The organism is uncultured Methanobrevibacter sp. (assembly GCF_947169325.1).
In the GTDB taxonomy this organism is placed as follows: Archaea; Methanobacteriota; Methanobacteria; order Methanobacteriales; family Methanobacteriaceae; genus Methanocatella.
The window spans coordinates 1-11888 of sequence record NZ_CAMVPN010000077.1 but is presented as its reverse complement, the minus strand read 5'-3'; the positions used below and the strand labels follow the sequence as shown (position 1 = coordinate 11888).

The 11888-nt window shown below is 37.2% G+C and carries 10 protein-coding genes; 8 read left to right on the top strand and 2 right to left on the bottom strand.

Going from position 1 to position 11888, the window contains the following annotated elements; genetic code table 11:
* The 4 genes from Q0W26_RS09650 to Q0W26_RS09635 all read left to right on the top strand — a co-directional run.
* Positions 1–266: hypothetical protein (locus Q0W26_RS09650; RefSeq protein ID WP_298524518.1), on the top strand; the 266-nt coding region annotated here is incomplete at its 5' end.
* A gap of 46 nt (positions 267–312) precedes the next feature.
* Entirely contained in the window at positions 313–1878 is a 1566-nt protein-coding gene (locus Q0W26_RS09645; protein WP_298524515.1) for a hypothetical protein, read from the top strand.
* 56 nt (positions 1879–1934) lie between these two features.
* Positions 1935–3995, top strand: a complete 2061-nt coding sequence (locus Q0W26_RS09640; protein WP_298524512.1) for an Ig-like domain-containing protein — start codon at positions 1935–1937, stop codon at positions 3993–3995.
* A gap of 107 nt (positions 3996–4102) precedes the next feature.
* The gene (locus tag Q0W26_RS09635) at positions 4103–5545 is read left to right on the top strand and encodes a hypothetical protein (RefSeq protein ID WP_298524509.1); all 1443 of its coding nucleotides are present in this window, start codon (positions 4103–4105) and stop codon (positions 5543–5545) included.
* Positions 5546–5571: 26 nt separating this feature from the next.
* On the opposite strand, the gene Q0W26_RS09630 is transcribed toward Q0W26_RS09635, so the two are convergent.
* Positions 5572–6351: a polysaccharide deacetylase family protein gene (locus Q0W26_RS09630; protein ID WP_298524505.1), complete on the bottom strand. Its 780-nt coding sequence runs from the start codon at positions 6349–6351 to the stop codon at positions 5572–5574.
* A 259-nt stretch (positions 6352–6610) separates the two neighbouring features.
* On the opposite strand from Q0W26_RS09630, the gene Q0W26_RS09625 reads away from it, so the two are divergent.
* Positions 6611–7555: a glycosyltransferase family 2 protein gene (locus Q0W26_RS09625; RefSeq protein WP_298524502.1), complete on the top strand. Its 945-nt coding sequence runs from the start codon at positions 6611–6613 to the stop codon at positions 7553–7555.
* Positions 7533–7919 carry a GtrA family protein gene (locus tag Q0W26_RS09620; RefSeq protein WP_298524520.1) on the top strand — a complete coding sequence of 129 codons (387 nt, stop codon included), beginning with the start codon at positions 7533–7535 and terminating at the stop codon, positions 7917–7919. The genes Q0W26_RS09625 and Q0W26_RS09620 overlap by 23 nt, the downstream gene beginning before the upstream one ends.
* A 24-nt stretch (positions 7920–7943) precedes the next feature.
* Here Q0W26_RS09620 and Q0W26_RS09615 read toward each other — a convergent pair whose 3' ends face one another.
* A complete protein-coding gene (locus tag Q0W26_RS09615; protein ID WP_298524499.1) occupies positions 7944–9362 on the bottom strand; it encodes a hypothetical protein in 1419 nt (472 codons plus the stop codon).
* A gap of 110 nt (positions 9363–9472) precedes the next feature.
* Between Q0W26_RS09615 and Q0W26_RS09610 the strand changes: the two genes are divergently transcribed.
* Together Q0W26_RS09610 and Q0W26_RS09605 are read left to right on the top strand one after the other, a co-directional pair.
* Complete coding sequence (locus tag Q0W26_RS09610; protein ID WP_298524496.1) at positions 9473–11503, top strand: hypothetical protein; 2031 nt, start codon at positions 9473–9475, stop codon at positions 11501–11503.
* A 181-nt stretch (positions 11504–11684) separates the two neighbouring features.
* Complete coding sequence (locus tag Q0W26_RS09605) at positions 11685–11885, top strand: hypothetical protein (protein WP_298524493.1); 201 nt, start codon at positions 11685–11687, stop codon at positions 11883–11885.
* Positions 11886–11888 lie beyond the last annotated feature (3 nt).

Here is an 11888-nt window from a genome sequence, read left to right as displayed (position 1 = left end):
GGAATGAATGCTGTGAGATACTTTACTACAAAAAATCAAAATATTTCCAAGTAACCGTCAAAAACAAAGCAACCAAAAAAGCAGTCAAAAACACATATGTAAAAATCAAAATAGACAAGAAAACATACAAAATCAAAACCAACTCCAAAGGAATAGCAAAATTCAACACCAAAAAACTGAAAATCGGAAAACACAAAGTCACAATCACATCCGGAAACACAAACTACATAATGAGTGCGAAAAGCACAATTGTTATTAAAAGATAAGGATTTACTTCCTTATTTTTTAAAAATATTTAATGAAGGGATTTGAATGAAAAAAATATTAATAATTAGCTTATTTTTGATTGTTTCTTTATCACTTACAGCAGTTAGTGCAAATGATAATGTTACATCAAATGAAATGCAAAGCATGGGACTTGAAAATGACTTGCAGACGCAGGATGTCGCCAACACATTTGAAAATGTGCAGAACACCATAGAGAATGCGGAAATCAACTCAACAGTTATTTTAAGCGGAACATATGAAGGAACAGGGCATGAAATCAGTATTGATAAGGACATTACAATAGATGGATTGGGAAACACAGTCCTAAACGCAAACCACAAATCACGAATTTTCAACATAAACACAAGCAATGTCATTTTAAAAAATCTCAATATCACCAATGGATTTTCCCCTATCAGCGGAGGTGCAATTGCTTCCAATGGAAAATTAACCATTATAAACTGTAATTTTATCAATAATAATGTGAATGGTTATTTTAATTACCTAAATTGGAGAGAAACGGGAGAAGGAGAAGGAGGTGCAATCTATTCAGATAATGACATCACAGTCATAAATTCCACATTTACAGACAATAGCGCAAAATACCTCGGCAGCTATCATGATATGGATGTGGACGTTTATATGGGAGATTCTGGAGACGGAGGTGCAATAAGCTGTTACGCCAATCTGTATCTTGAAAGATCCAATTTCACAAAAAACTCACGATATTCCGTTAAGGCATACAACAACACCGACATTTCAAGCTGCATTTTCAAATCAAGCAGCATATACTGCAGACAATCAAGCAATATCAGCAATTCCAGTTTCACTGATACTTCAATCGAAAGTGAAAACATAACAGTCAGCAATTCCAATTTCATAGGCAGCAAAAACGGCGCATTGATTACCAGCAATCACGCTAAACTCCTGAACTCCACTTTTATAAACAACACAGCAAGAAATACAGGCATTTTAGTGCTTGAGGACTATGAACTAAAAGAATGCATATTCGAAAACAACAGGGATGCAACCATCCTTTCAAAAGACACCTTATTGGATGATGACCTGAATCCGGTTTATCTAAATGCAAAAAACGTGAATAAGCTTACCAAAACATATTACGCCGATGGGAAATCACTTAAAATTGACTCAATTTATGATGTCGCAATTTACATAGACGGTAAAAAGCAATACCTCTACGACTTTTATGATTATAACTCAGAGTACTTTATTTTCCCAGTTTCAAGCTGGAAAGTCGGAACTCACAAGATTGTTCTAAAATCTGAAAAGAAATATGCCAAAGATGCAACCTTTAAGATTACAGTCCTGAAAGCACAAACAATAGTCAAAGCTCCAAAAGTAACCAACAAATTCAAAAAATCCAAATATTTCCAGGTAAAAGTAACACACAAAACCACCAAAAAGGCAGTCAAAAACACATACATAAAGCTCAAAATCGACAAGAAAACATATAAAGTAAAAACAAACTCAAAAGGAATAGCAAAATTCAACACAAAAAAACTTAAAGTCGGAACTCACAAAGTGGTTATCTCATCCGGAAATGCCAACTACAAGATTTCCGCCAAAAGCCAAATTAAAATTAAAAAATAAGGATCAAACATCCTTATTTAAACATTTTTTAAATAATAGATCAATTGATGATTAAAATGAAAAAAATATTTATAATTAGCATAATGCTCATAATGCTTTCAATGGGATTTACAAGTGCATCAGACAACATTACTGATGATTTGACATTCCCAGACAATCAGGATATTGAATTAAACACTGATTTTAATGAAAATATCGCAATTCATGAGGATGATTCTAAAATCCTTTCAGAAAATGAAAATACAATAGTCAAGAAGGACATGAATGCAACAGTATCATTTCCAAATGAAATTGTTAAATCAATGACATTGCACGTCAACAGTTACGAGCTAAAAATCAATTGCCCTAAAGATTATCGTGATGGGATAAATATCTATGTTGACGATGCTTTGATTGAAGAAAACTACCAATATCGAACATATGGACTTTATGGCTTTGAATATGATTTGGGCCAACATGCAATACGTGTAAATTTCCCTGAAAATGACATATACAAAGAATTGAACGTTACCACCAATTTTACTGTTGTTGAAACATTAATCAGCATCAGTTGTCCTGAAAACGTGATTTATGTCGGTTCGAAGACCGCCAGTGACGTCAAAGGAAACCTCACAATTTATGTGAATGATACCGTTTACAAAAAAGTTGATTTATCTAAAATCTCAGATAGGGCATCAGGATTTTCAATGCAGCTAAACGATTTGGATATCGGAACATATAAAATCACAGTCATCTATTCGGGCGACGGAAAGTATAAAAAGGCCGAAAAGACTGAAATTGTCACAAAAAGTTACTTAATCTATACTGATTCGGAGCTTTACTTTTATGGACCTAAAATTTTCAAAATTCACGCCCCAATCGATATAAAAAATAAAAAAATCGATGTGATAATTGATGGCAAAAACTATCCTGCCGAATTTGATAGCGAATGGGAAGAATTCAATGTTGATGTGAGCGACTTAAGTTTTGGAAAGCACAATTATACAGTCACATACCAAGGAGACAGCAAATATCCTAAAAAAACAATAGAAGGAGAAATTAATCTTTACGCATCAATTAAATCAACATCAACACAGATTTATGGTGAAAACTCTACTTTCAGCATAAATATCCCTACAAATGAAAGCGGCAACTTTTCTTTATACATTTCAAAAAGGACTATAAATACAACCACTGATTTATATGCAACAAGTCCACTGATAAACGGAACTGCAACAATTACACTTCCTAGTTTGGATGTTGGAGAATACAGAATTTATGTGGAATACAAAGGAGCAACAAATGTGAAAAGCATTGCTGATTCATTTACAGTAATGCCAAAGGTCATATATCCGGATGAAATGACCTATGGAAAGGATACCCCAATCTATTTTGTAGGAGATAAGAATGCTAATGGAGTCATAACTCTTACCACTTTCGAACAGGACAGTGAAGGAGGAGATTATGAAAGATACTTCACCACCACCATGGTAAACGGCAGCGGAAATTATACTTTAAAAAATTTAAAAATTCACAGGCATCTTTTTGATGTCGAATATAGAAATGAAACCACATATCTTTCAGGAATGCATTTTTATATAACCGTGAACGAATTAACACCAGTTTTCTCCAATAATAAAGACATTTCAATGTATTACTATGACGGTTCTGCATATCAGATTAAACTAAAAGATGAAACTGGAAGATATCTCAGTGACAGACTGGTGACTTTTAAGATCGGATCAAAGACATATAAAGTCATGACAGAGGAAAAGGGAATTGGCAAACTTCAAATCAAAGAGCTTCCGGGAACATACACAATAACTGCAACATACAAGGGAGCAACCGTTAAAAATAAAATCACTGTCAAAAAGATTTTAACATTAACTACTGTTAAAGTTAAAAAATCTGCTAAAAAGTTAGTTTTACAAGCTAAACTAGCTAAAAAGCTTAAAGGAAAACAAATAACCTTCAAATTCAACGGCAAATCCTACAAAGTAAAAACAGATAAGAATGGAATAGCAAAAGTTACAGTTCCAAAATCTGTCTTAAGCAAACTCAAAGTAGGAAAAACATTAGCCTACCAAGCAACATATGTCAAGCAGACCGTTAAAAAAACTGTTAAAGTTCAAAAATAAGGATTAAACATCCTTATTTAATTTATTTTTTAAAAATCCCGAAAAAGGATAAAAAATCAAACCGCCCATAAAATCAGTTATATACTTTAAAAAACATATTACTACTTATGAATTTAAACTCATCCAAATCAAACATGATAAACTACCGAGATTTTATCATATTTCTCGTACCGATTTTAATATTCTCATTATATCTTTATGTATATAATCCAGGTATTTTGACTGCGGCTTCATTCAGCCAGCTCCATCAGATTGCTACAGGCGATTTTACAAATGCATATCCTATATTGCATACTTTCATTGAGATATTGTGCCTGAAAATCTGGTCATCCCCAATGTCAATTGGAGTTTTGCAGATTCTAGTGTTCTGTATAATGTGGACAGTTATCTGCAAGTATCATCGTGACGATTCCGCAAAAAGCAGTGATGAGTTTGTTTTCCAGTTTATAATAACTTTAATTATATGTTTAATTCCGATAAACGCAGTTTATTCAATTACACTATCAAGCAATATCCTCTTCAGCTATGCACTGATGTTTTTATGCTTTTTAATCAAGGTATTAATCGATAATGACTGGCAAATCGATACCAGACTGACAATTCTTATAGCGCTGACAATAGCTGCCATAAGCGGTCTGAATACATTTGGAGTCTTGATTGCCATAATCCTATTGTTTCTAATTGCAGGATACCTCTTTTTAAAAGGCACTTCCCAAAACACAGTAATCAAACTTGCAGGAATAACCATTATCTGCATAGTGTTAATCACATCACTGAACTTCGTTTATGATGCGGATTTTGACAATAAAAACTTTAAGATGAATGATGCATTTGAAGAAGGCATTGACCTTCAAACAGCCCATAGTGAATTCCTATCAAGCGTTAATGGAAAGACTGTTGCTGAATATGAAAATGCTTCATCTGTAAATCTTGGAAATGACAAATATGATATGGTCAATTCCTTTGTAAATACGTTTAGAGACAACATTATTCTGGATGGACTATTCAACAGTCCGATAATGAATCTTATTTATTCAATCATTTTACTTGGATTCATGTACCTAATAACCCAAGAAAGAGAAATATTTTATGTTTATGTGCCGATTATAGTAAACATCGTTATTGTACTGATAACAGGTAAAAATAATTCATATTCAATTTTACTGGCATTTTATCTGATTGCAATAATCTTCATAAGCATGTATGTCAAATTAGGATTAAAACCACAAGACATCGTTTCCACAGCAATGAATAAAACTGAAGAAATCAGATCAGCCAAACCAGCACAACTGGAAACCTATCAAGAGGTGCAAGATGAACCTCAACCTGAAACATATCAAGAAAATCCTGATGAACTTCAGCAAGAATCCTATGAAGAGGAATACACATATATCGAAGAGGAACTTGAGGAATTAACCTTGGATGACATCAATGAAATGCTGGGAGAAACACAAACAGAAGAAACTCAGGAAACTGTTGATTACTCATCTGAAGGAGATTCAGATTTAATAGATGAAATCCTAAGGGAAATCGAAATGGAGAAAAAATAAGGAGTCTAACTCTCCTTAACCTTTTTTTATTTATTTTTAATATCCACAAATTCATCATATGTTATGAACTTATATCCACGACTTTTCAACATCACAATTAAACTATCCAGCCTTTCGACCATATCCATTCCACTATTTCGTTTAATGATGAATGGAATCTTGAACTCAGGATGCTCTTTTAATTCATAGAACTCCCACGGATGAAAATAGGTTACAAAATAGCCATCATTTTTAAGAACTCGGCGAACCAGCATATGATACAATCCTTCAGGCAGGTTATGCAGGGACAGCCAAAACAACGGAAACCTCAAAAAAGGAGTCACCGATGAGGGTATCTGCATCACGCCGTCTTTTACAAACCAAGTTCTTGGAGTTTTCAGATTCATGTAACGGCCAGGAATGAATGCGGGATTTAAAGATGAATTATACTTATAGCCAGCTTTCTTAATCTCTGATTCAACCACTGGAAACATTCTAGGCTGGCGATAACCTGTCACTTTAACGCCGCAGACACGCTCAACAATCTCTTTAGACCTTCGAAAGTCGCTTTCCTTCGGATTGAAATGGTCAACACCGTGGCATGCAACCTCATGGCCTTCAGAAATGATGCGTTCCATGACCTCCGGAGCGTTCAAAGCAAAATTGCCGGTTGTAAAGAAAGTTGAGCGAACATCATTTTTTGCCAAAACATCCAAAATCCGGTTTGTGCCTTCAACAGACACTTTCATGCCTTCCTCAAGCGAGTATTCAACTCCGTGCTCACGAGGCACATCAAACTCTTCAATGTCAAAACTCAAAAGTATCATAATTTCAATGTTATTTATCTTCTTAATCCATAATAAAATTATCAATCGAAACCAAGCCTCAAAATCGTTGCCGTTAATGTCAACCAAACACAATACATCTCAACAAGATATCAATTTAGAGAATCACATTTCACATTAACATCACCACATGTTAATGTCAATCCCAATTCAATTTACACATATACACTCCCATCCAAAAAGCGAATCGTTAATGTGAAAAATCAAAATTATTTATAAGATTTTCAATAAATATCATATCATGGTTTTTTTAAGTATTGTTATTCCGTGTTTTAACGAAGAGGAATCTGTCGGGATTTTCCTTGAGGAAATCCAAAAGACTTTGACAGACTGCGATTATGAAATCATATACATAAATGACGGATCCACAGACAATACGTTAAATAAAATTAAAGATTTAAGCAATGAAAACAATAATGTCAAGTTCATCTCATTTTCCAGAAACTTCGGAAAGGAGGCCGCAATATTTGCCGGACTTAAATTTGCAAAGGGAGACTACATCACCCTTATGGATGCTGACCTGCAGCACCCACCGTCACTACTTCCGCAAATGCTCAATACACTCCAAAATGAAGACTGCGACATCGTTGCGGCCAGAAGGGTTTCAAGAAAGGGAGAGCCTAAACTCAAGTCATTTTTCTCACACGGGTTCTACAAGTTCTTCAACAGGATTTCCAAAATGAATCTCATAGACGGCGCAACCGACTATCGGACAATGACAAGGCAGGTCGCCGATTCTATTCTTGAACTAAACGAGTACAACCGTTTTTCAAAGGGGCTTTTCGAGTGGGTCGGATTTGAAACCAGATGGATTGAATATGAGAACGTGGAAAGGGCTGCTGGTGAGACCACCTGGTCGTTCTGGGGACTTCTTCATTACTCAGTAGAGGGAATTGTAGCATTCACCACTGCGCCGCTTTCAATATCAATACTTCTCGGCACAGTCTTCTCGGCAATAGCTTTCATCTACATGATAATCATAATAGTGAAATACCTGCTTTACTCAGACCCTGTTCAGGGTTTTGCAACAATAATGTGTGCCGTTCTCTTTTTAGGTGGAATACAGTTATTATCCATCGGAGCTTTAGGTACATACCTGGGAAAGACTTATAAGGAAACCAAAAACAGGCCGATTTTCATTGTAAAGGAGACAAACATTGAAAGTGAGGAATATGAAGCTGGATAGGGAACTTTTTTTATATGTTGTTTTCGGAGCATTCACGTTTTTCGTCAATGTCATTGTCTATTACCTTTTTGCAACTGTCTTAGGCATTAACTATCTCGTCTCAAACGTCGTGGCATGGTTTTTCTCAGTATTGTTTGCATACATCACCAACAGGAAATGGGTGTTTGAGTCAAGAAGCCCGAACATCCTAAAGGAGTGCGGACTGTTTTTTGGCGGAAGGATATTTTCAGGTGCTGTTGACACAGCATTGATGTACTTGTTCATTGACGTTTTGACACTTGGAGATTTGTTTTCAAAGATTGTGGTTCAAATCATCGTCATTATCCTAAACTACGTCTTTTCGAAGTTGATAGTTTTCAAATAAAAAAAAGTGAGCGTAAAATTACGCTCAGTGTTTGACAAGACTGATGGTGAAGTGGCCGGCATCATACTTTTCAACCATGGTGTAGTTGTTTTCATACTCCTTGTTGATGTCCTTGTTTGCCCAGTTGACAAGATAGATTTTCTTGCCCGGATTATCATGCATGATCTTGGTTAGATTATTGCAGATTTTGGTGTCGTTGCTGTAGAAGTAGGTGTCACCTATCGAATACTTCTGGGCATTTTGAATGTCGTCGTGAAGCACCCTGTATCCGTAATCGGTGTTGAACACCACAACGGTGTCGTTATTGTCAATTGTTGATAGGAAATCAGCTTTTTTATCATTGTATGTGAGTCTTGAGTCGATGTCCTTTTCGGTTATTATCAGGCTTGCTCCGGCCAATGCCATAATCAGTATAAGCATCACCGCCAGAATCTTGTTGTTTTCAATTCTACCAATCACTATTGAGGCTGAAAGCCAGAAGACTCCGATTACAGGTATGAGATACCTTACCCTCATGGTATTGCAGAAGGAGAACATGAGCCCCATGACTCCGATTGCAATTGTCGCATACAGCAGGAACACTCCAACGGCCGGAAGCTTCTCCCTTTTTTTGTAAATCAGAACAAGAAGCAATATTAAAAACACAGCGGCAATCAGCTTGAAAGCCACGGTATCGGGGCGGAAGTTATCTGCCTTGATTGCGAAATATGTCATGAAATGTATGAGGTTGACAGGATTCAAGCCCTCATGGTATCCTCCGACCTGTGTTTTTAGCTGATAGACGAACACAACAGCCCACGGAGCATACAGGATGATTATTGCAAGAACCGATTTGCCGAATTGCCTTAATTTGTCTTTGTGGTTGCGTAAGATTTCAACCAATATCAAGAGATACATCAAAGCGCAGGTGATTGCAAAGAAGTACTGGGTGTAGGCACTAAGCAAAGTAAACACAGTCAACAAGACCCATGACCGTTTGTCCCAGTTTGTTGTGACCTCGTTGTAGTATAGAAATGCCAATAAAACAAATACAAGTCCCCATGAATACATCCGGATTGTCAAATACTCAACGAAAAAGTCGCTCATGATTCCAATGCAGAAAATAAAGAGTCCTGCTGTAAGCCAACCGTAGTCCCTGCGGATTTTGGTCAATGCAATACCCATAACCAGAATATATGGAATAATGGATGCCACCTTCAGGACGTAAAGGTTTTCAAGGCCGAAAGGTGAGAAGATATACAGAATCCAATAGTAAAGCGGCGGGTGAACGTCATGGATTATTACGTTCATCGCATCCATGAACGGAAGGTTCATCAAAGTGTAAGTCCAGTATTCGTCAACGTGAATGAAAACGTTTGAAATTGGCGATACGAACATCCATAAAAGCATGAGTATCCCAACTCCAAACAAGAATATTCCCAAATAGTCCCCCTTGTCATACATACTAATATATTGTGCGAAAATGTTATTTAAAAACAACCATCTAAAAATATCAAATTATATATATTTCGCAGTTAAAAATATATTACCAACAGACTTTAAGAGGAACAACAATGAAAAGGATTATTTTAATCACACTTGCACTCATTGCACTGCTCAGCCTAAGCGCCGTTCAGGCGGCTGAAAACGCAACTGAAGAAATCAGTGCTGATGAAGTGCAGGAAGTCCTAACGGACAATGCAACTCAAAAGCAGGACTTGAATGTTGAAATTAAAGCTCATGACTATATCATAAAGCATGATCCAAATGACGGATCTCGGACAATCGAATTGAATAACCTTCCAAGCGACTATAACGGATACATGTCCGTTTATATCGATGAGAAATTCATAACCAAAAGAAACGACAATTATTTTGACGATGCCGTTAATCTGAGAGGATATGACATCGGAAAGCACCTCATTCTTGTTAACATTGAGGGAACCGAAAAGTACAATCCCCTGACTCTCACCCATGAATTTGAAGTCACTGACGGATTCATCAAAATCGACGAGACAATTAAGACCAATGAGGGCGTTCATCTGGAGCTCCAGGAAGGCGCAACAGGATATCTCACCGTCAATGTGGACGGAAAGCAGTTCAAAAAGATAAAAATCAATGCCCGTGAATACGACATCAGCTTCGCATCAGTAAGCCTGGGCACACTAACCCCAGGAATACATTCAGTCGAGGCGATATACAGCGGAGATGCAAACAACAAGAAAATCACCAAAAAGGCAAGCGTCAATGTCGTCTATGAGATTTCCATCTACATCACCAAACCCTATGCATTCTCAATAAACGGAAACTATGGAAATGCCTATGGAAGCGAATTCAATGTGGTGGAAATAACCCTTCCAGGCGATGCGAAGGCCGTGCCTATTGCAAACATTGACGGAGTGGCCTTTGACGTGATACATGATGAGGACACTTATTACATCATCAACACAAGCCTCCTCAAACCAGGAGAGCATATCCTCAACGTCACATATCCCGGAGACAGCAAATATTCAAAAACCACAGTCACTGAAAAGCTGAGGACAGTGGCCTCTATCGGAACAAGATTCATTGACGGCTATGACTATTCATTCAACAACACAGTCATCTATCTGAATCTTCCAGATGACGCTAAAGGGAATCTGAGCGTATTCATCGACGGTGAACTCTACAAAACTTCACCTGTCGCAAAAACCGGTGCCGCAATCCCATTGAGTGACGTGAAGCTTGGAAAGCACACCTTAAATGCAGCTTACACTGGAAGCGATTATGATGTCAAAAACATCACCGCAAACATTGATGTTACACCAAGGGCAACCTATCCGAAAAGCATGAAGTATTCAAGCAACGAAACATTCTTCATTGAAGTGGATCCCGATGCGAAACTGACTGTCGAAGTGAGAATGGATGGAAAGTCATTCAATCTTCCGTTGGTGGACGGTAAAGGAAACTTTTCCCTGTCCAATCTGAAACTGGTTGACATCGGTGAAGACCAGTATGGCCACAATGAAATCTACATCACATATGCCGGAGACTATAATGGGACAAAGTCCTATTCAATCGCAGTTGATCCGATTCCTTCAAGACTTGTCGGGGCATCCGACATTACAATGTACTACGGAGATTCACGGACATTCACCCTAACCGTTTGGGGAAGCGAAGGAAAAATCGCAGGGGCAGGCGAAACCGTCATCGTCAGACTGGGAAGCGACTACCTATACCCTAAAACCGATAAGAACGGAATCGTTAAAGTCAAAATAAATAAGGTTCCGGGCACTTACAAGATAACTGCAACCTACAGGAATGCGAAAGTGACAAAAAAGGTCACAGTAAAGCAGGTGTTGAGCCTGAAGTCCGTCTCAGTCAAAAGGTCTGCCAAGAAGCTGACCCTACAGGCAACGCTCAAAAACAAAAATGCGATTAAAAACAAGGCTGTGACCTTCAAGTTCAACGGCAAGACATACAAGGCCAAAACCAACTCCAAGGGAGTTGCAAAGGTAACCATCAAACAATCTGTCCTGAAAAAGCTCAAGGTCGGAGGGAAGGTGACCTACCAGGCAACATACCTGAAAAATACAGTCAAAAAGACTGTCAAAATTCAAAAATAGAGATTTTCACTCTCTATTTACTTTCTTTTTTTTACCGTTAATGTCAAAATTAGATTCCATACCTAAAGCGAATGCTTTATATTAACTTATAAATACTCTTTTCATACAAAAATAGTACCATATTAAGTTTAGAGTTGGAATTATGAATTTTAAACACATCATGCTAATATCGTTATTATTAGTGATTTTAACAGTTGGAGCCGTCAGTGCGGCCGACAATGTCACGTCGGACAATCTGGCGGCGAACATGAATAACAATCTGGATGATGAACTGCAAGTCGAGGACTCATCGCAAATATACGGTGATCCAGGAAACTACTCATCATTTGCCAATGTCGTCAACTTAATTTTTTCTAAAAATTCTTATTTTTCTTTTTATTAGTAT

Excerpts from the sequence above, each read along its gene's own strand:
- Q0W26_RS09615 (WP_298524499.1), bottom strand. The coding sequence starts at position 9,362 with ATGTATGACAAGGGGGACTATTTGGGAATATTCTTGTTTGGAGTTGGG.
- Q0W26_RS09625 (WP_298524502.1), top strand. The coding sequence starts at position 6,611 with ATGGTTTTTTTAAGTATTGTTATTCCGTGTTTTAACGAAGAGGAATCT.
- Q0W26_RS09610 (WP_298524496.1), top strand. The coding sequence starts at position 9,473 with ATGAAAAGGATTATTTTAATCACACTTGCACTCATTGCACTGCTCAGC.
- Q0W26_RS09645 (WP_298524515.1), top strand. The coding sequence starts at position 313 with ATGAAAAAAATATTAATAATTAGCTTATTTTTGATTGTTTCTTTATCA.
- Q0W26_RS09630 (WP_298524505.1), bottom strand. The coding sequence starts at position 6,351 with ATGATACTTTTGAGTTTTGACATTGAAGAGTTTGATGTGCCTCGTGAG.
- Q0W26_RS09635 (WP_298524509.1), top strand. The coding sequence starts at position 4,103 with ATGAATTTAAACTCATCCAAATCAAACATGATAAACTACCGAGATTTT.
- Q0W26_RS09640 (WP_298524512.1), top strand. The coding sequence starts at position 1,935 with ATGAAAAAAATATTTATAATTAGCATAATGCTCATAATGCTTTCAATG.